The 18,276-nt window shown below is 40.0% G+C and carries 19 protein-coding genes and 1 pseudogene; 14 read left to right on the top strand and 6 right to left on the bottom strand.

What is annotated here, in order from left to right:
* Nucleotides 1-2: 2 nt before the first annotated feature.
* The 3 genes from AXE83_RS07795 (at nucleotide 3) to AXE83_RS07785 (ending at nucleotide 4,731) form a co-directional block, all read left to right on the top strand.
* On the top strand, nucleotides 3-2,225 hold the full coding sequence (locus AXE83_RS07795) for a heavy metal translocating P-type ATPase (protein WP_060956038.1): 2,223 nt from the start codon (nucleotides 3-5) through the stop codon (nucleotides 2,223-2,225).
* A gap of 324 nt (nucleotides 2,226-2,549) precedes the next feature.
* Entirely contained in the window at nucleotides 2,550-4,325 is a 1,776-nt protein-coding gene (gene spxB / locus AXE83_RS07790) for a pyruvate oxidase (protein ID WP_060956037.1), read from the top strand.
* Between the two features lie 58 nt (nucleotides 4,326-4,383).
* On the top strand, nucleotides 4,384-4,731 hold the full coding sequence (locus AXE83_RS07785; protein ID WP_060956036.1) for a VOC family protein: 348 nt from the start codon (nucleotides 4,384-4,386) through the stop codon (nucleotides 4,729-4,731).
* A gap of 177 nt (nucleotides 4,732-4,908) precedes the next feature.
* On the opposite strand, the gene AXE83_RS07780 is transcribed toward AXE83_RS07785, so the two are convergent.
* Complete coding sequence (locus AXE83_RS07780; RefSeq protein WP_049503129.1) at nucleotides 4,909-5,253, bottom strand: LapA family protein; 345 nt, start codon at nucleotides 5,251-5,253, stop codon at nucleotides 4,909-4,911.
* A gap of 322 nt (nucleotides 5,254-5,575) precedes the next feature.
* Between AXE83_RS07780 and AXE83_RS07775 the strand changes: the two genes are divergently transcribed.
* From AXE83_RS07775 to manA, 3 genes and pseudogenes are all read left to right on the top strand, one after another.
* Entirely contained in the window at nucleotides 5,576-5,836 is a 261-nt protein-coding gene (locus AXE83_RS07775; RefSeq protein ID WP_025170330.1) for a SemiSWEET family transporter, read from the top strand.
* A gap of 234 nt (nucleotides 5,837-6,070) precedes the next feature.
* Nucleotides 6,071-6,226: pseudogene (locus AXE83_RS10665) on the top strand (family 1 glycosylhydrolase); the annotation flags it as partial.
* A 120-nt stretch (nucleotides 6,227-6,346) separates the two neighbouring features.
* Nucleotides 6,347-7,291: a mannose-6-phosphate isomerase, class I gene (gene manA, locus AXE83_RS07770; RefSeq protein ID WP_060956035.1), complete on the top strand. Its 945-nt coding sequence runs from the start codon at nucleotides 6,347-6,349 to the stop codon at nucleotides 7,289-7,291.
* A 40-nt stretch (nucleotides 7,292-7,331) separates the two neighbouring features.
* On the opposite strand, the gene AXE83_RS07765 is transcribed toward manA, so the two are convergent.
* Entirely contained in the window at nucleotides 7,332-8,672 is a 1,341-nt protein-coding gene (locus AXE83_RS07765) for a sodium-dependent transporter (protein WP_060956034.1), read from the bottom strand.
* A 248-nt stretch (nucleotides 8,673-8,920) separates the two neighbouring features.
* On the opposite strand from AXE83_RS07765, the gene AXE83_RS07755 reads away from it, so the two are divergent.
* Nucleotides 8,921-9,661, top strand: coding sequence for a MerR family transcriptional regulator (locus tag AXE83_RS07755; protein ID WP_060956032.1), 741 nt, complete (start codon nucleotides 8,921-8,923; stop codon nucleotides 9,659-9,661).
* Nucleotides 9,662-9,769: 108 nt separating this feature from the next.
* On the opposite strand, the gene AXE83_RS07750 is transcribed toward AXE83_RS07755, so the two are convergent.
* From AXE83_RS07750 to AXE83_RS07735, 4 genes are all read right to left on the bottom strand, one after another.
* Complete coding sequence (locus AXE83_RS07750; protein ID WP_060956031.1) at nucleotides 9,770-10,225, bottom strand: 8-oxo-dGTP diphosphatase; 456 nt, start codon at nucleotides 10,223-10,225, stop codon at nucleotides 9,770-9,772.
* A 10-nt stretch (nucleotides 10,226-10,235) separates the two neighbouring features.
* Entirely contained in the window at nucleotides 10,236-10,757 is a 522-nt protein-coding gene (locus AXE83_RS07745; protein WP_049508826.1) for a DUF1697 domain-containing protein, read from the bottom strand.
* A 38-nt stretch (nucleotides 10,758-10,795) separates the two neighbouring features.
* On the bottom strand, nucleotides 10,796-11,974 hold the full coding sequence (locus AXE83_RS07740; protein WP_060956030.1) for an NAD(P)/FAD-dependent oxidoreductase: 1,179 nt from the start codon (nucleotides 11,972-11,974) through the stop codon (nucleotides 10,796-10,798).
* A 227-nt stretch (nucleotides 11,975-12,201) separates the two neighbouring features.
* Complete coding sequence (locus AXE83_RS07735) at nucleotides 12,202-13,047, bottom strand: DegV family protein (protein WP_060956029.1); 846 nt, start codon at nucleotides 13,045-13,047, stop codon at nucleotides 12,202-12,204.
* Nucleotides 13,048-13,171: 124 nt separating this feature from the next.
* Here AXE83_RS07735 and AXE83_RS07730 point away from each other — a divergent pair, with 124 nt between their 5' ends.
* The 7 genes from AXE83_RS07730 to AXE83_RS07700 all read left to right on the top strand — a co-directional run bounded on the left by AXE83_RS07730 (nucleotide 13,172) and on the right by AXE83_RS07700 (nucleotide 18,276).
* On the top strand, nucleotides 13,172-13,729 hold the full coding sequence (locus AXE83_RS07730; RefSeq protein ID WP_000840875.1) for a TetR/AcrR family transcriptional regulator: 558 nt from the start codon (nucleotides 13,172-13,174) through the stop codon (nucleotides 13,727-13,729).
* Between the two features lie 18 nt (nucleotides 13,730-13,747).
* Nucleotides 13,748-14,215 (top strand): deoxycytidylate deaminase, encoded by a 468-nt coding sequence (locus tag AXE83_RS07725; RefSeq protein ID WP_060956028.1) that lies wholly within the window; start codon nucleotides 13,748-13,750, stop codon nucleotides 14,213-14,215.
* Nucleotides 14,216-14,304: 89 nt separating this feature from the next.
* Nucleotides 14,305-14,934 carry a uracil phosphoribosyltransferase gene (gene upp, locus AXE83_RS07720; RefSeq protein ID WP_000517029.1) on the top strand — a complete coding sequence of 210 codons (630 nt, stop codon included), beginning with the start codon at nucleotides 14,305-14,307 and terminating at the stop codon, nucleotides 14,932-14,934.
* A 172-nt stretch (nucleotides 14,935-15,106) separates the two neighbouring features.
* Nucleotides 15,107-15,697 carry an ATP-dependent Clp protease proteolytic subunit ClpP gene (gene clpP / locus AXE83_RS07715; RefSeq protein ID WP_060956027.1) on the top strand — a complete coding sequence of 197 codons (591 nt, stop codon included), beginning with the start codon at nucleotides 15,107-15,109 and terminating at the stop codon, nucleotides 15,695-15,697.
* Nucleotides 15,698-15,772: 75 nt separating this feature from the next.
* Nucleotides 15,773-16,042, top strand: coding sequence for a YlbG family protein (locus AXE83_RS07710; protein ID WP_060956026.1), 270 nt, complete (start codon nucleotides 15,773-15,775; stop codon nucleotides 16,040-16,042).
* A gap of 88 nt (nucleotides 16,043-16,130) precedes the next feature.
* Nucleotides 16,131-17,291: an ABC transporter substrate-binding protein gene (locus AXE83_RS07705; RefSeq protein WP_060956025.1), complete on the top strand. Its 1,161-nt coding sequence runs from the start codon at nucleotides 16,131-16,133 to the stop codon at nucleotides 17,289-17,291.
* Nucleotides 17,292-17,406: 115 nt separating this feature from the next.
* Nucleotides 17,407-18,276 (top strand): branched-chain amino acid ABC transporter permease, encoded by an 870-nt coding sequence (locus tag AXE83_RS07700; RefSeq protein WP_060956024.1) that lies wholly within the window; start codon nucleotides 17,407-17,409, stop codon nucleotides 18,274-18,276.

Here is an 18,276-nt window from a genome sequence, read left to right as displayed (position 1 = left end):
ATATGACTGAAATTGTAAAAGCAAGTCTTGAAAATGGTGTTCAAAAAATCCGTATCACGGCAGACAAAGGCTACCATCCAGCCCATATTCAACTACAAAAAGGAATTCCTGCTGAGATTACCTTTCACCGTGTGACACCATCAAACTGTTATAAAGAAATTCTCTTCGAAGAAGAAGGAATTCTAGAACCAATCGCCCAAGATGAGGAAAAGATCATTCGTTTTACTCCTCAAGACTTGGGTGAACATGAATTTTCATGTGGCATGAAGATGCAAAAGGGGACCTACACCGTTGTTGAAAAAACTAAAAAGTCTCTCAGTCTTTTACAGCGTTTTTGGATTACTAGTATCTTTACTGTGCCTCTTGTGATTCTCATGATTGGGATGTCTACAGGAGGAATTAGTCACCAAGTCATGCGTTGGGGCACCTTTTTAGCCACAACACCCATTATGCTGGTAGCTGGAGTTCCATATATCAGAAGCGCCTGGGCTAGTTTTAAAAAGCACAATTCCAACATGGATACCTTGGTTGCTCTGGGAACCCTAGTGGCCTATTTCTATAGCTTAGTTGCCCTCTTCACTGGTCTGCCCGTTTACTTTGAAAGTGCTGCATTTATCCTCTTCTTCATTCTTTTGGGAGCAGTTTTTGAGGAAAAAATGCGAAAAAATACTTCGCAGGCAGTCGAAAAATTATTAGACCTACAAGCAAAAACAGCAGAGGTTTTGCGTGATGATGTTTATGTTCAAATCCCTCTAGAACAAGTCAAAGTTGGGGATCTCATTCGCGTTCGACCAGGTGAAAAAATTGCCGTTGATGGGACTGTGTTAGAAGGTGAAACGAGTATTGATGAATCAATGGTGACTGGGGAAAGTATTCCAGTCGATAAATCAGTTGGAGATGCTGTCATTGGTTCAACCATCAATAATAGTGGTACGATCATCTTTAGAGCTGAAAAAGTTGGTTCTGAGACTATGCTGGCTCAGATTGTGGATTTTGTGAAGAAAGCTCAAACGAGTCGTGCTCCTATTCAAGATTTGACAGACAAGATTTCTGGGATTTTTGTACCAGCAGTTGTCATTTTAGGACTCCTTACTTTTTGGATCTGGTTTGTTTTTCTTGGTGAAAGTTTTGTAAAGTCGCTTCTCTATGGTGTTGCAGTCTTGATTATTGCCTGCCCTTGTGCTCTTGGACTTGCGACACCGACAGCACTCATGGTTGGAACAGGACGAAGTGCCAAGATGGGGATTCTTCTCAAAAATGGTACAGTTTTACAGGAAATCCAAAAAGTCCAAACGGTTGTTTTTGATAAGACAGGAACCTTGACCGAAGGGAAGCCAGTAGTGACAGATGTTATTGGTGATGAAAGAGAAGTGCTAAGTTTGGCTGCTTCACTGGAAGATGTATCTCAACACCCGCTAGCTCAAGCTATTGTTAATCGTGCATCTGAACTAGGAATTAGCCTTTACCCAGTGGAAAACTTCCAAGCCTTACATGGAAAAGGTGTAACTGGGATTATTAATGGTAAACAAGTCTTGCTTGGGAATGCCAAACTCTTAGATGATCTTGCTATTCCACATGATTATCAAGAACGATTTGATTTGCTTGAGAAAGAAGCAAAAACAGTTGTCTTCTTATCCGTAGATGGTCAGTTAAAAGGCTTAATTGCCTTGCAGGATGTCCCTAAGGAAAATGCCAAAGAAGCTATTGCTAAATTGAAAAAACGCGGCCTTAGAACGGTCATGCTTACCGGAGATAATGCTGGAGTAGCGCATGCGATTGCAGAGCAAATTGGAATCGAAGAAGTGATCGCAAATGTCTTGCCAGAGGAAAAGGCACATGAAATTCACAAGCTTCAAAAGAATGGCAAATTGGCCTTTGTTGGAGATGGTATCAATGATGCGCCAGCTCTTAGTGTGGCCGATGTCGGAATTGCCATGGGTTCTGGGACAGATATTGCCATTGAATCAGCAGATCTTGTCCTTACAACCAACAATTTATTAGGATTGGCACGTGCTTTTGATATGAGTAAGAAAACCTTTAATCGTATTCTACTCAATCTTTTCTGGGCCTCTATCTATAACCTCATTGGTATTCCGATTGCAGCAGGAGTCTTTTCAAGTCTTGGTTTAGTACTCAATCCAGAACTTGCAGGATTGGCCATGGCCTTTAGTTCAGTATCTGTTTTAATCAGCTCTCTTATGCTTAATTTTACTAAAGTCGATTAATACTCTTCGAAAATCAAATTCAAACCACGTCAGCTTCACCTTGCCGTACTCAAGTACAGCCTGCGGCTAGCTTCCTAGTTTGCTCTTTGATTTTCATTGAGTATAAAAAGGCGGTCTTAACCGCTTTTTTTGCTATTCTAAAACAGATTTTCAAAACGTTTTCAATCTGTACTGTAATAGAGAATGAAAGTTTCTGAGCACATTCTTATGAAACTATAAGTAAATGTGATAAATTAGGAGTGTAAATTTACTGAATCGTTTTCAAAAAACATATAAAAGCGCTTTTATCATTCATCAAATTAACTTTTAAGGAGAGTTATCATTATGACTCAAGGGAAAATTACTGCATCAGCAGCAATGCTTAACGTATTGAAAACATGGGGCGTAGACACTATCTACGGTATCCCATCAGGAACACTCAGCTCACTTATGGACGCTTTGGCTGAAGACAAAGATATCCGTTTCTTGCAAGTTCGTCACGAAGAAACAGGTGCTCTTGCAGCGGTTATGCAAGCAAAATTTGGCGGATCTATCGGTGTGGCAGTTGGTTCAGGTGGTCCAGGTGCGACTCACTTGATCAACGGTGTTTACGATGCAGCTATGGATAACACTCCATTCCTCGCTATCCTTGGATCACGTCCTGTTAATGAACTCAACATGGATGCCTTCCAAGAATTGAACCAAAACCCAATGTACAACGGTATCGCTGTTTACAACAAACGTGTAGCTTACGCAGAGCAATTACCAAAAGTTATCGACGAAGCTTGCCGTGCTGCCGTTTCTAAAAAAGGTCCAGCCGTTGTTGAAATTCCAGTAAACTTTGGTTTCCAAGAAATCGACGAAAACTCATACTACGGTTCAGGTTCTTACGAGCGTTCATTCACCGCTCCTGCTTTGAACGAAGTTGAAATCGACAAAGCTGTTGAAATTTTGAACAACGCTGAACGCCCAGTTATCTACGCTGGTTACGGTGGTGTTAAAGCTGGTGAAGTGATTACTGAATTGTCACGTAAAATCAAAGCCCCAATCATCACTACTGGTAAAAACTTTGAAGCTTTCGAATGGAACTACGAAGGTTTGACAGGTTCTGCTTACCGTGTTGGTTGGAAACCAGCCAACGAAGTTGTCTTTGAAGCAGACACAGTTCTTTTCCTTGGTTCAAACTTCCCATTTGCTGAAGTATACGAAGCATTCAAAAACACTGAAAAATTCATCCAAGTGGATATTGACCCTTACAAACTTGGTAAACGTCACGCCCTTGACGCTTCTATCCTTGGTGATGCAGGTCAAGCAGCTAAAGCTATCCTTGATAAAGTAAACCCAGTTGAGTCTACTCCATGGTGGCGTGCAAACGTGAAAAACAACCAAAACTGGCGTGATTACATGAACAAACTCGAAGGTAAAACTGAGGGTGAATTGCAATTGTACCAAGTTTACAATGCAATCAACAAACATGCTGATCAAGACGCTATCTACTCAATCGACGTAGGTGACACTACTCAAACATCTACTCGTCACCTTCACATGACACCTAAGAACATGTGGCGTACATCTCCACTCTTTGCGACAATGGGTATTGCCCTTCCTGGTGGTATCGCTGCTAAGAAAGACAATCCAGATCGCCAAGTATGGAACATCATGGGTGACGGTGCATTCAACATGTGCTACCCAGACGTTATCACAAACGTTCAATACGACCTTCCAGTTATCAACGTTGTCTTCTCAAATGGTAAATATGCCTTCATCAAGGACAAATACGAAGACACAAACAAACACTTGTTTGGTTGTGACTTCCCTAATGCTGACTATGCGAAAATCGCTGAAGCTCAAGGAGCTGTTGGATTTACAGTTGACCGTATCGAAGACATCGATGCAGTTGTTGCTGAAGCTGTTAAACTCAACAAAGAAGGTAAGACAGTTGTCATCGATGCTCACATCACCCAACACCGTCCACTTCCAGTAGAAGTACTTGAGTTGGATCCAAAACAACACTCAGAAGAAGCAATCAAAGCATTTAAGGAAAAATACGAAGCAGAAGAACTCGTACCATTCCGCCTCTTCTTGGAAGAAGAAGGATTGCAATCACGCGCAATCAAATAATTTCTTCGTGGAACTTGAAAAGATCGGAGCAATCCGGTCTTTTTGTGGAGGACAGTAAATGAATTTAAATCAATTGGATATTATCGTTTCAGATGTTCCCCAAGTCTGTGTTGACTTGGAGCGTATTTTTGATAAAAAGGCCGATTATGTTGATGACAGTTTTGCTCAGTTTACGATTGGCAGTCACTGTCTTATGTTGTCCCGAAATCATTTAATTCCTTTGGAAGATTTTCAGTCAGGAATCATTCTTCACATCGAGGTTGAGGATCTAAATCAGAATTACCAACGATTAAAAGAGATTGGTGTCGAGATTTTACATGGGCCGTGTGAAACGGATTGGGGAACGGAGTCTTTATTGATTAAAGGCCCTGCCGGTCTAGTGATTGATTTTTATCGAATGAAGTAGGACACTTAGTTATTTGAAGTTAACCTTAGCTATTTTTAAAACAGAAATTGAGAACATAAACTATTAAAAGATCGGAGCAATCCGGTTTTTTTTCTGTTATGCGATTTTCAGTCCGTCTCGTTCCATTAGGTGCGAGACAAAAAACCACCCGCTGACGGGTGGTTATGATTTCTACACTTATTGTTTGGCTTCCTGTTTTAATTGTTGCACCTGTTCCTTGTACTGGAGAAGCTCCTTGTCTTTTTTATGGATAGTCGTTTCTGCTTCAGCAATGCGGCTTTTCAGCTCTTGAGTCTTGCCATGGTGATAGCTAAAACCAATAGCACTACCAACAATGATCCCGATTACTAGACAAGTAAAAATCACCAAAATCAAGGGAGCAGATAGTTGTGTAAAGACAAGACTGACAGTTACTGTTTGACGATTGAGCAGACCAAAGGAGATCACAATGACTAATAAGATCAAACCGCCAATTAGATAAGCCTTATCTTTCAGTGACAATTCATTAAATTTTTTTAGCATAAGTTCCTTTTCTCCTGACTATGTTGATAGAAAATTACACACCATTTAGGTATTAACAAAATTCATTTTACTAGAAAATTTCGATACTGTCAATAATTTCTAACAGCTTATTTACCATCAATCGATTCATTGAAAAGGAGTATTCATTTTCTAATATTTGATTGACTAAACAGATCGGAGCAATCCAGTCTTTTTTCTGTTCCCTCTTTCTTCTCACAAGATTGTGATAGTTTACATCTTTATAACAAAAGCTTCAAAGTCTTGATTGTTTTGAAAGAAGATTATAAAATAAGATTCAGTAAAAATGAAATAGGTTTTGAAAATAACTGAAAAACAAATGAAAATGTTAGGTTGGGTAGCGACCTTTATGTCTGTTATGATGTATATGTCTTACTTCCCACAAATCATGGACAATCTGGCTGGTCAAAAAGGAAATTTCATTGAGCCCTTGGTTGCAGCGATCAACTGTAGTCTATGGGTCTACTACGGTCTTTTCAAAAAAGAAAGAGATATCCCCCTTGCAGCAGCGAATGCACCAGGTATTATTTTTGGCCTAGTAACCGCTATCACAGCTTTGATTTAAAAGGAACAGAGGAGACTAGTTTTCAGTCTTCTTTTTTTGTTTCCGGGGAGGCTATTTGCTTTTTCGAGAGGATAATTTTTTAAAAAACAATCTGATCAACTTAAATAGTAGAATAGTATCAGTATGTCACAGTATTTTATAAGAAAAGGTTTCAGAATGAGCTATAATATAAGTAAATGAACAAGCAAATAAGAAAGTTGAGTAGACTTATGACCGAAAAACTGACTTTTCCGGATGGTTTCGGCTGGAACAGGCGAAATGAACAAGCGCTATGGCTTTATCTATGTGGATCGAGATAACGCAGGAAATGGGACTCTCAAACGTAGCAAGAAGAAATCCTTCTACTGGTACAAGGATGTCATTGCCAGCAATGGTGCAAGCATTGAGTAGAGCACATTTGTTCACTATTTTTATAAAATCTTCTCCCTAATTTATAAGATGTGAAAAAGAGTTCAATTCGAACTCTTTTTTTGCTATAATGAGGGGAGAAAAATCAGACAGGAGATTGACATGTCAGAACCATTATTTTTACAATCAGTTATGCAAGAAAAAATTTGGGGAGGTACCAAGCTACGTGATGAGTTTGGTTACGACATCCCAAGTGAAAAAATCGGAGAATACTGGGCCATCTCAGCTCATCCAAATGGCGTTTCAAAGGTTGCAAATGGACGCTACGAGGGAACAGACCTAGCTACTTTGTATGCGGAACACCGTGAATTGTTTGGCAACCGTCCAGAACCTGTATTTCCACTTTTGACCAAAATACTCGATGCTAACGACTGGCTTAGCGTCCAAGTTCACCCAGACGATGCTTATGGACTAGAGCATGAAGGCGAACTTGGAAAAACAGAATGTTGGTACATCATCTCTGCGGATGAAGGTTCAGAGATTATCTACGGGCATAATGCCAAGTCAAAAGAAGAACTCCGTCAGCAAATCGAAGATAAGAACTGGGATGACCTGTTGACAAAAGTACCAGTTAAGGCTGGAGATTTCTTCTATGTACCAAGTGGCACCATGCATGCTATTGGTGCAGGCATCTTGATTCTTGAAACCCAACAGTCTAGTGATACCACCTATCGCGTCTACGACTTTGACCGCAAGGACGATAATGGAAACTTGCGTGAACTACACCTTGAAAAATCTATCGATGTCTTGAATATTGGTGAGCCTGCAAATAGCCGTCCTGTGACTGTCAAAGCTGATGATTTACGCTCAACTTTACTTGTCTCTAATGATTTCTTCGCAGTCTACAAGTGGGAAATCACTGGAAAAGTTGACTTCGAAAAGACAGCTGACTATAGCTTGTTGAGTGTCTTAGCTGGTCAAGGTCAACTGACTGTTGACGGAAAAAACTATCCAATCCAAAAAGGCAGCCACTTTATCCTACCAAGTGATGTTGAATCTTGGACCCTAGAAGGGCAAGGTTTGGAATTAATTGTTAGTCATCCATAAAAAAGAAAGGGCCTGAGTTCATTACTCAAGTCCTTTTTGATTACATAAATTGGGCAATAAAGACCACAATGATGATGATGGGGATGATGAAACGAAGAAGGAAAAGCCAGACTTGGAAAAGTCCCTGTTTCCATGCTGTTTTATCGAGATGGAGTTCCTCCATGGCAAGTGTCTTCTTAAAGATGTAGCCTGTAAAGAGTGAAAGGCAGAGAGCTCCAAATGGCATGAGGAGATTGGAAACCAAGAAGTCCATAGCGTCAAAGAAGGTCTTCCCAAAGATGTGAACATCCGCCATAACACCGTAAGATAGGGCTGAAGGAATTCCAAAGACAAAGGTCAAGATTCCTAAAATAGCACTCCACTTGGCACGTTTGCTGTTGTCTTGATTGGTGATATTGCCGACATTGATTTCCAGCATCACGACAGAAGAAGTGACCGTCGCAAAGAGGAAGAGCAAGAGGAAGAGGATGTAGAAAATGGTTCCAAAAGGCATCTTGTCAAAGAGCTGAGGCAAGACGATAAAGAGCAAGCTTGGTCCCCCTTCAGACTGGATATTGAAGGCTGACATGGCTGGGAAAATAGCTAGTCCTGCCATGATCGATACAGAAATGTTCATGGCAACGATAGACATACCTGATTGGACCAGATTGGTTTTCTTATCCAAGTAGGATGCATAGGTCAACATGGCAGTAACACCGAGGGACAAAGCAAAGAATGACTGTCCTAGAGCATAGAGGAGTCCAGCACTGGTCAGTTTTGAAAAGTCTGGTTTGAGGAAGTAAAGAACGCCTTCCATGGCATTTGGCAAGCTAAGAGAGCGCCCGATGATGACAACAAAGATGATAAAGAGGAGAGGCATCATAACCTTAGATGCTCTTTCAATCCCTTTTTGAACCCCACGTGATACAATAAAGATATTCAACAGGATAAAGGCTGCTTGAGCTCCTAGGGCAATGACTGGATTTGAAATGATGGAAGTAAATAACTGAGCGTAATCACTAGTTGCACCAAGTTGGAACAATTTTCCAAACTCAATACCCAGATAAACTAGAATCCATCCACCAATAACACTGTAAAAAGATAAGAGGATGAAGAGAGCGAAGGCTCCAATCCAACCAATAAAGTTATATTTGTTATTGTTGCCAAGCTTTCCAAAGGTTTTAATACCAGAGACACCAGCGCTTCGGCCGAGGGCAAATTCAGCAAGGAGAAGTGGAAAACCAATTAAAATAGTGGAGATAAGAAAGACAAGTAGAAATCCTCCACCACCATTGGCAGCCGTCATATAAGGGAATTTCCAAACGGCACCAAGCCCGATGGCTGAACCAGCAGATGCTAGGATAAAGCCCAGTTTAGAACCCCATTGTGATTTTTCAGACATCGTTAAACTCCAATCTATTTTTAAAATAAGAAAAGGCTACTTGAGTTGTCAAATAGCCCTCTCTCAATTGCTCTTTTGAGCTTTTTATTTGATTGATAGACTTGACTATCCTATCATGTTTTCTAAGGTCTGTCAAGAAAACCATTTTCAAGCTTTCACACCTTCCTCAAAAAGATTAAAAAATTTCACAAAAACGCTTGACTCTGACCTAAGGGGAGGGGTTATACTATCAATGTAAGGAGGAAATCATGTATCATATAAAAGAAGCTGCCCAGCTTTCAGGTGTCTCTGTCAAGACCTTGCACCACTACGATAAGATAGGACTCTTGGTCCCCTTAAAGTCGGAAAACGGCTATCGAATCTACAGTAAAGAGGATTTGGAACGCCTTCAGGTCATTCTTTATTACAAGTATCTAGGCTTTTCTTTAGAAAAAATAGCAGAGCTATTGAAGGAAGAAAAGACGGACTTGTTACCACATTTAACTAGACAGTTAGACTATTTAACCCAGGAGAGGCAACATCTGGATACCTTAATTTCAACCTTACAAAAAACCATTCAAGAACAAAAAGGAGAAAGAAAAATGACCATTCAAGAAAAATTCACTGGATTTAGCTACCAAGACAATCAAAAATACCAGCAAGAGGCGGTAGATAAGTATGGCCAAGAAGTCATGGATCAAGCACTTGAGCGTCAAAAAGGACGAGAGGATGAGGCTGCAACAGCCTTTAATCAAGTCTTTCAAACCTTAGCACAAAATCTACAAGCTGGTCTGCCGACAACAGCATCAGAAAACCAAGAGGAAGCAGCCAAGCTTTTGCAAGCCATCCGTACTTATGGATTTGACTGCTCTATCGAGGTCTTTGGTCATATCGGAAAAGGCTATGTCTATAATCCAGAGTTCAAGGAAAACATTGATAAGTTTGGACAGGGGACAGCCCAGTACACATCAGATGTCATTACCCACTATGTAAGCACACAAACTCGATAAAACTTACAGACTAAGCTAGAACTGACAAAGCCAGTAACAGAATTTTAGTAGGAAGACACAGACTTAGATAAGATAAAAATCGGCGGAGTGACCTCTGCCGATTTACTGTTATTTGAGTTGGTAAGACCAGTCTTCTCCATCCTTGTAGTAAAAGAATTCACTGAGGTCCTCTTCGAGAAAAACACGAATCATGTCAGACATATCCTCGGTAGCTAATTTTAGATGAGATAGATTTTCAAAATCCTCCCACCAGACTTTTCCTTCGTCTGAAGATTGGAGCTCACCAGTAAAGTGTTCTGTTTTGTAAAAGAGGACAACATAGCGATAATCTGCATCATCATACCAGTCTTTGATACCACAGAGTTGGGGTTTAGAAATGGTTAGACCAGTTTCTTCCTTCACTTCGCGAATGACAGCATCGACAAAGGATTCGCCACGTTCAACATGGCCACCAGGAAAAGTAATGCCAGGCCAGTTAGGACTAACTCGGTCTTGAACTAGAACCTTGTCTCCGTTTTTAATCATGCACATGTTGACAAATTCAACTGATTCTCTTCTGCTCATATTATTTTTCCTATTTCGTTAGTAATTTTTCCACCACGTTTAACTTTCGCATGGTCAGATCAACTCCGAACAGCTTTTCAAGATAGTTGGTATTAAGCTTTTTTCGTTTTGCAGTTCTAGGGAGATAGAGGTAAAGACAATGGTTGCCGATACAAATTTCTTCTTCACCATAGTCACTATCCAATTTTTCTAATGGTAGACTTTGGATATCATTTTGAAAAAGGATCACATGTATTCGGTCAAAAAGATAGTGTTTTCCAAATGGGTTTTCTTGGACAATTTTTGCAAAATCATTTTTGTTCTTGATTACCATTTTTAAATCAGCACCAATTTTTTCCTTTATTAGAGTGTGAACCTGTTCTCGTATTTCTTCCAGAGATAAGTCACTTTCAAGAATGATATTCCCACTTTGAATATAGGTTCGAACGTGTTGAAAATCAGCCTCTATCAAGATATCTACTAGATAAGACATTTTAGGGATAGCATTTTTTCCATTAGGAGTAACTCCCCTTAGTAAGATAATATGTTCCAAAGTAGTTCCTTTCTTATCTAACATCCTTAGATACTAAATCATTTATAGATTAAGTTTGAGCCTGCCACCCAGCCAGTACAGAGGGCAGAAGTGATGTTAAAGCCACCCGTGTGGGCGTTGATATCTAGGACCTCTCCTGCAAAGTGAAGGCCAGGAACCAGTTTGCTTTCCAGCGTTTTAGGATTGATTTCCTTGAGACTAACACCTCCTTTGGTAACAAAGGATTTAGCCAAGGACATTTTTCCTGTCACAGGGATTTTGAGTGCCTTGATAGTCTGGAGAAGTTGGTCGCGTTCTCCTTCAGTTAGTTGTTTGACTTTTTCAGGATATCCTTGGACAAAAAATTCTGCCAAGCGTTCAGGGAGTATAGCTTTTAAGGCATTTTTCAAGGATTTTTCACGGTTCTCTTCTAAAAAGTCAACTAAATCACCTTCTGACAGTTGTGGCAAGACATCTAGAGAGAGAATTTCCCCACCCTTGACAAAGCTAGACATGCGTAGCGCAGCAGGACCTGACAAACCAAAGTGGGTAAAGAGCAGGTCATGAGTGATGACATGCTTGCCATAGCTTAGGGTCACATCGTCTAGGGAAATCCCCTGCAAGGCCTTATGTGGGAAATCAGTCAACAATGGACTTTCAGCAGCCTCAAGCTCGGTAATGGTGTGTTTGAAATGGCGAGCAATCTCATGACCAAAACCAGTAGAGCCAGTAGAAGGATAGGATTTTCCACCTGTTGTGACAATGAGTTTATCACAAGTGAAGGTTTGATCTGTAGACTTAAGGACAAACTGGTCGTCAATCTTTTTAACCGAAACAATCTCTGTTTGAGTGGCAACCTGCCCACCTAGCTCCATGATTTTCTTTTCCAGTGCTTCGATAATGGTCCGAGATTTGTCACTGGCTGGAAAGACGCGGCCATGGTCTTCGACCTTGAGTTTTACGCCATTTTCAGTAAAAAAGTTGATGATATCATGGTTATCAAACTGGGAAAAGACACTGTATAGAAAGCGGCCATTTCCAGGGATGCCAGCTAATAGGTCATCTAGAGTTCCATTGTTGGTCACGTTGCAGCGACCCCCGCCAGTTCCAGATAATTTTTTTCCAAGTTTTCGATTTTTTTCGATGAGTAGTGTTTTCTGCCCATAAAAGCTACTTGAAATCGTAGCCATCATACCAGCCGGGCCTCCCCCAATTACAATAGTATCAAAATGTTTCATAAGAGTATTGTACCATAAAAAAGACGGAGGGACAGAAATCGGTAGATCAAGTTTTGCATGATAGTACCTAGTCCCGTGAATCTTTATCAAACCCGTGGCTTCTTCAAGCTTATGTATTGACAAGATGAAATTGTCAGTACAAAAGTCTACTCAGCTACAGTAGAAAAGATAACTGCTGATAAAAATTGAGGTCGGGACATTGAATCCCGACCTCTGTCTTATATAAATTAGTCAATTTCATATCCCATGAGGAGTCCACCCTCTTCTGCATAAAAACTGCAGAGGCCAGAAGTTGGGAGAACCTTAATATCAGCTTGTGGGAATTTTTCACGCAAGAGTTCTGAGAGCTGTTGGCAGAATTTATCATTACTGCGGTGAGCCATGACGATACGCCCACCAGCGTAGCCAGCCTTGATTAACTCTTCATAGGCAGCTTGAAGAGATTTTTTAGCACCACGAGCCTTTTGGAGGAGTTCCAAGGTTCCAGTTTCACTTGCTTCTCCAACCATACGAATATTGAGGAGCCCAACAACTGTACCGATCAGTTTACTCAAGCGACCATTCTTAACCAGATTATCAACCTTAGCGAGAACGAACAATAACTTAGTTTTTTCTTGGTAAGCAGTAATAGCATTAACCACTTCTTCAAAAGAAAGTCCTTGGTCAATCAAATCATTGATTTTCTCAACGATTAGATCAACTTCCCCACCAGCAGACAAGCTGTCAATAACATGAATCTGAGTATCAGGATGTTCTTCGAGATAGAGATTCTTAGCTAATTGAGCGCTGTTTTGACTACCAGAAAGAGTTCCGGTAATGGTCACTACAAAAATATGTTTTGCCCCTTCAAATGCTCGCAAGTAATCATCAGGACTAGGACAAGCTGATTTTGAAGCTTCAGAAGTTGCATACATGGTTTCCATCATTTTGTCAATATCAAGACTAGCATCATCAATAAAGACTTGATCAGCCACTTGAATGGTTAAAGGAACACTGATGAATTCAGTATCAATTGCTGGATTTGCCAGTTGATGATAATCACAACCAGAATCTGCCACAATCTTCCAAGTCATAGAAATTCTCCATCTTTGTCACTTATACATTGACAAAGGTTCTGTCTTTTTTTACAATTATATCATGAAAAATCTTAAAACAAAAGTCTCGTCACTCTGTTGTCACAAGTAGAAAGGAAGTGTTATGGCCGAACGAAGAATTTCTGAAAATTCGCTTGAAAATCTCAGAAAATCCAATCAAGAATCCAATTTACTGACCAGAGAAGCTATCGAAACAGCTCTCTTACAACTTTTGGAGAAAAAGGAATTAACAAAGATTAGCATTTCCGAATTGGTAAAACGAGCTGGTGTTTCCCGTGCGGCCTTTTATCGAAACTATGACTCCAAAGAAGAGATTTTAGAAAGTGTCTTTAAACGAAGCGTCCATAACATTATGGAGCAATTGAGTCATTACGATGTTAAAACGGACCTCTATCTGGTTTGGGTTCGCCTCTTTAGAGAAGCCAAGAAAGAGGCGAAGGTTATTCAGCTTGCCTTGGACTACCACTTGGAAAAAATCTTTGTGCAAGCCATGCAAGAATTTTTAGAAAAATACTATGGAAAATCAAAAGGAGTCAGCTCTTACTTGCATTCTTTTTGGAGTTCTGCCATCGTATCAGTTTTGCTTAAATGGATTAAGGATGGAATGAAGGTTCCTGCTGAAAAAATTGCAGATTTACGCCTACCATTTTTCAAAAAATAAACCAAGAGGAGAGAAGATATGACAGAAAAAAGACTGGCTTGGGATGAGTATTTTGCTGCTCAAGCTCTATTAATTGCCAATCGTTCAACCTGTAAACGCGCTAAGGTAGGAGCTGTTTTAGTCAAGGATAATAAGGTGATTTCAACAGGATACAATGGTTCTGTATCAGGAACGGAGCACTGTATTGACCACGACTGTCTGGTGATTGAGGGCCACTGTGTGCGCACTCTTCATGCAGAGGTAAATGCTATACTACAAGGAGCCGAACGTGGCGTTCCAAAAGGATTTACAGCCTACGTTACACATTTTCCATGCCTCAACTGCACCAAGCAATTGCTTCAGGTAGGTTGTGAGCGTGTCGTGTATATCAATCAATACCGTATGGATGACTACGCCCAGTATCTCTATCGTGAAAAAGGTACCGAGTTGACCCATTTATCGCTAGAGACAGTACAAGCAGCTCTTCAAGAAGCAGATTTGATTTAGAAATTATAAAAAAATAGATGGTTTAGAAGGATTTTTAAACCATTTTTTGATATAATAAGAAGAATAAATTGAAAGAAGGAATTCAGAAAATGGGAAAACTTGAAGTCATTAATCATCCACTCATTCAACACAAATTGTCAATCTTGCGTCGCACAGACACTTCTACAAAAGCTTTTCGTGAGTTAGTAGATGAAATTGCTATGTTGATGGGATATGAAGTGCTTCGTGATCTTCCGCTTGAAGACGTTGAAATCGAAACACCTATCACAAAAACAGTCCAAAAACAATTGGCTGGTAAAAAATTGGCAATTGTTCCAATCTTGCGTGCGGGTATCGGGATGGTCGATGGGCTGTTGAGCTTGGTTCCAGCAGCCAAAGTTGGACATATTGGTATGTACCGTGACGAAGAAACTCTTCAACCAGTAGAATACTTGGTTAAATTACCTGAAGATATCGACCAACGTCAAATTTTTGTGGTTGACCCTATGCTTGCAACAGGTGGTTCTGCAATCTTGGCTGTTGATTCCCTCAAAAAACGTGGAGCATCAAACATCAAATTTGTCTGCCTTGTATCTGCTCCAGAAGGTGTAAAAGCTCTTCAAGAAGCTCACCCAGATGTAGAAATCTTTACAGCAGCTTTGGATGAACGCTTGAACGAACATGGCTATATCGTTCCAGGTCTTGGTGACGCTGGAGACCGTTTGTTCGGAACTAAGTAAAATTCTAAGCTTACCCTAAAACTGTTCATTAGTTTTAGTCTAGAAAGGAGGTTGAATTTTTGTGTCTGTTTTTAGGATAGAGCAAAAATTTGACCTTTTTTGACCAAAAAGATATAATAGTCCTGTATCAAGTCGCTTGACTAGGAAATTTAGAAATCAGAAGGAGAAATGAATGATTCCTGTAGTTATTGAACAAACAAGTCGTGGAGAACGTTCATACGACATTTACTCACGTCTTTTAAAAGATCGTATCATTATGTTGACTGGACCAGTCGAAGACAATATGGCAAACTCAGTTATCGCCCAATTGCTTTTCTTGGATGCCCAAGATAGTACAAAAGATATCTACCTTTATGTGAATACTCCAGGTGGTTCTGTATCAGCTGGTTTAGCAATCGTTGATACTATGAACTTTATCAAGGCAGATGTCCAAACCATTGTTATGGGGATGGCTGCTTCAATGGGAACAATCATCGCTTCAAGTGGAGCAAAGGGCAAACGTTTCATGCTTCCAAATGCCGAATACATGATTCACCAACCGATGGGTGGTACAGGCGGTGGTACACAGCAAACAGATATGGCGATTGCTGCTGAACACTTGCTTAAAACTCGTAAGACTTTGGAGCAAATTCTTGCAGATAATTCTGGTAAATCAGTTGAGCAAATCCATGCAGATGCTGAACGTGATTACTGGATGAGCGCTCAAGAAACTCTTGACTACGGTTTTATTGACGAAATTATGGCTAATAATTCTTTGAATTAAACTACTAAAGCAAGCTCGACTGAGCTTGCTTTTTTTGATATAATAGTAAGAAGATTGTTAGAAGGAAGTTGTAATATGTTTCAAAAAGAGAATCGGTCTGGTCTGATTATCTACCTATACTATAATCGTGATGCAAAAAAAATCGATAATTATGGTGATATTTGTTACCACTCAAAAAAACACCGTTATCTGCAACTTTATGTCCCAACAGAAGAAGTGGAAGAACTGGTTAGCCGTTTAGGAAAAGAGAAATTTGTCAAAAAAGTGAGACGATGTCATATCCAAGAATTGGAAACTCCCTTTGTTGGTAGTCTCTACAGAAATAACGAAAACGTTATCATGTAAAAATTCAGATAAATGTGTTGACAATTTTCTGATAATTCGGTATATTCTTAACATGTAATTTAAATTAAGAAATTAAAAGGAGATAAACATGAAGAAAAAATTTGCCTTGTCACTTGTAGCTCTTGCAAGTGTGGCTGTTTTAGCAGCTTGTGGAGAAGTGAAGTCAGGAGCTTCAAACTCAACTGGTAACCCAGTGGATGAGAAAGTCGTTAAAATTGGTTTCAACTTTGAAGAAACTGGTGCTGTAGCATCTTACGGTACATCTGAACAAAAAGGTGCCCAACTTGCAGTTGATGAAATTAACGCAGCAGGTGGTATCGATGGAAAACAAATCGAAGTAGTAGACAAAGATAACAAATCTGAAACTGCTGAAGCTGCTTCAGTTTCAACAAACCTTGTTACTCAATCTAAAGTAGCAGCTATCGTAGGACCTGCAACTTCAGGTGCAACTGCAGCAGCAGTAGCAAATGCTACACAAGCTGGAGTTCCATTGATTTCTCCAAGTGCTACTCAAGATGGTTTGACAAAAGGTCAAGATTTCCTTTTCATCGGAACATTCCAAGATAGCTTCCAAGGGAAAATCATTTCTAACTATGTTACAAACAAGTTGAACGCTAAGAAAGTAGTCTTATATACAGATAACTCAAGTGACTACGCTAAAGGAATTGCAAAATCATTCCGTGATTCATTCTCAGGCGAAATCGTAGCAGATGAAACATTTGTATCAGGTGACACTGACTTCCAAGCAGCTTTGACAAAAATCAAAGATAAAGACTTTGATGCAATCGTATTGCCTGGTTACTACACAGAAGCTGGTAAAATTGTAAACCAAGCTCGTGGTATGGGAATTGATAAACCAATCATTGGTGGTGATGGATTCAACGGTGCAGAGTTTGTTCAACAAGCAACAGCTGAACGCGCATCAAATATCTACTTCATCTCAGGATTCTCAACTACTGTAGAGGTTTCAGATAAAGCAAAAGCCTTCCTTGAAGCTTACCGTGCAAAATACAACGAAGATCCTTCAACATTTTCAGCTCTTGCTTATGACTCAGTTTACCTTGTAGCTAATGCAGCAAAAGGGGCAAAAACTTCAGTTGATATCAAGAACAATCTTGCTAAAACACAAAACTTCGAAGGTGTTACAGGTCAAACAAGCTTTGATGCAGAACACAACACTGTGAAAACAGCCTTCATGATGACCATGAATAATGGTAAAGTAGAAGCGGCAGAAGTCGTAAAACCATAATTATAGATACAGGAAATGGGGAATGAGCTTTTACTCACTCCCTGTTTCAGTGTTTATGAAAGGATTATTTTTTTATAAAAATCCTAAAAAATAAAACTTAGAAAGAGTGAACCATATGCTTCAACAACTTGTCAATGGTCTAATCTTGGGGAGTGTCTATGCGCTGCTAGCCCTAGGTTATACTATGGTTTATGGAATTATCAAGCTCATTAACTTTGCCCACGGTGATATTTATATGATGGGTGCTTTCATGGGTTATTTCTTGATTAATTCCTTGCAATTAAATTTCTTTGTTGCCTTGATCTTATCGATGATCGGTACTGCAATTCTCGGTGTTATCATTGAGTTCCTAGCTTATCGTCCATTACGTCATTCAACTCGTATCTCTGTACTGATTACAGCTATCGGGGTATCCTTCTTACTGGAGTATGGGATGGTCTATCTGGTAGGTGCCAATACACGTGCCTTTCCTCAAGCAATCCAAACAGTGCGTTATGATTTGGGACCAATCAGTCTAACAAATATTCAATTGTTGATTTTGACTGTCTCACTTGTTTTGATGGTTCTTCTACAACTCATCGTACAAAAAACTAAGATGGGGAAAGCCATGCGTGCCGTTTCTGTAGATAGTGATGCTGCTCAGCTGATGGGGATTAACGTGAACCGTACAATCAGTTTCACCTTTGCATTGGGTTCAGCTCTAGCTGGTGCAGCGGGTGTCTTGATTGCACTTTACTATAACTCTCTTGAACCATTGATGGGAATGACTCCAGGTATTAAATCATTTGTGGCTGCCGTTCTTGGTGGTATCGGAATTATCCCTGGTGCAGCTCTGGGTGGCTTTGTTATTGGTCTTTTGGAGACATTTGCTACCGCCTTCGGAATGTCAGATTTCCGTGATGCCATCGTGTATGGAATCTTGCTCTTAATCTTGGTTGTTCGCCCAGCTGGTATCCTCGGTAAGAATGTGAAAGAGAAGGTGTAA

It is taken from the genome of Streptococcus sp. oral taxon 431, assembly GCF_001553685.1.
Taxonomy (GTDB): domain Bacteria; phylum Bacillota; class Bacilli; order Lactobacillales; family Streptococcaceae; genus Streptococcus.
The sequence above is the reverse complement of the archived record's forward strand: the minus strand, read 5'-3'. Positions and strand labels throughout refer to the sequence as shown.

What these genes read in the sequence shown, in the direction of transcription:
- AXE83_RS07795 (WP_060956038.1), top strand. Translation starts at nt 3, where the DNA reads ATGACTGAAATTGTAAAAGCAAGTCTTGAAAATGGTGTTCAAAAAATC.
- spxB (WP_060956037.1), top strand. Translation starts at nt 2,550, where the DNA reads ATGACTCAAGGGAAAATTACTGCATCAGCAGCAATGCTTAACGTATTG.
- AXE83_RS07785 (WP_060956036.1), top strand. Translation starts at nt 4,384, where the DNA reads ATGAATTTAAATCAATTGGATATTATCGTTTCAGATGTTCCCCAAGTC.
- AXE83_RS07780 (WP_049503129.1), bottom strand. Translation starts at nt 5,253, where the DNA reads ATGCTAAAAAAATTTAATGAATTGTCACTGAAAGATAAGGCTTATCTA.
- manA (WP_060956035.1), top strand. Translation starts at nt 6,347, where the DNA reads ATGTCAGAACCATTATTTTTACAATCAGTTATGCAAGAAAAAATTTGG.
- AXE83_RS07765 (WP_060956034.1), bottom strand. Translation starts at nt 8,672, where the DNA reads ATGTCTGAAAAATCACAATGGGGTTCTAAACTGGGCTTTATCCTAGCA.
- AXE83_RS07755 (WP_060956032.1), top strand. Translation starts at nt 8,921, where the DNA reads ATGTATCATATAAAAGAAGCTGCCCAGCTTTCAGGTGTCTCTGTCAAG.
- AXE83_RS07750 (WP_060956031.1), bottom strand. Translation starts at nt 10,225, where the DNA reads ATGAGCAGAAGAGAATCAGTTGAATTTGTCAACATGTGCATGATTAAA.
- AXE83_RS07740 (WP_060956030.1), bottom strand. Translation starts at nt 11,974, where the DNA reads ATGAAACATTTTGATACTATTGTAATTGGGGGAGGCCCGGCTGGTATG.
- AXE83_RS07735 (WP_060956029.1), bottom strand. Translation starts at nt 13,047, where the DNA reads ATGACTTGGAAGATTGTGGCAGATTCTGGTTGTGATTATCATCAACTG.
- AXE83_RS07730 (WP_000840875.1), top strand. Translation starts at nt 13,172, where the DNA reads ATGGCCGAACGAAGAATTTCTGAAAATTCGCTTGAAAATCTCAGAAAA.
- AXE83_RS07725 (WP_060956028.1), top strand. Translation starts at nt 13,748, where the DNA reads ATGACAGAAAAAAGACTGGCTTGGGATGAGTATTTTGCTGCTCAAGCT.
- upp (WP_000517029.1), top strand. Translation starts at nt 14,305, where the DNA reads ATGGGAAAACTTGAAGTCATTAATCATCCACTCATTCAACACAAATTG.
- clpP (WP_060956027.1), top strand. Translation starts at nt 15,107, where the DNA reads ATGATTCCTGTAGTTATTGAACAAACAAGTCGTGGAGAACGTTCATAC.
- AXE83_RS07710 (WP_060956026.1), top strand. Translation starts at nt 15,773, where the DNA reads ATGTTTCAAAAAGAGAATCGGTCTGGTCTGATTATCTACCTATACTAT.
- AXE83_RS07705 (WP_060956025.1), top strand. Translation starts at nt 16,131, where the DNA reads ATGAAGAAAAAATTTGCCTTGTCACTTGTAGCTCTTGCAAGTGTGGCT.
- AXE83_RS07700 (WP_060956024.1), top strand. Translation starts at nt 17,407, where the DNA reads ATGCTTCAACAACTTGTCAATGGTCTAATCTTGGGGAGTGTCTATGCG.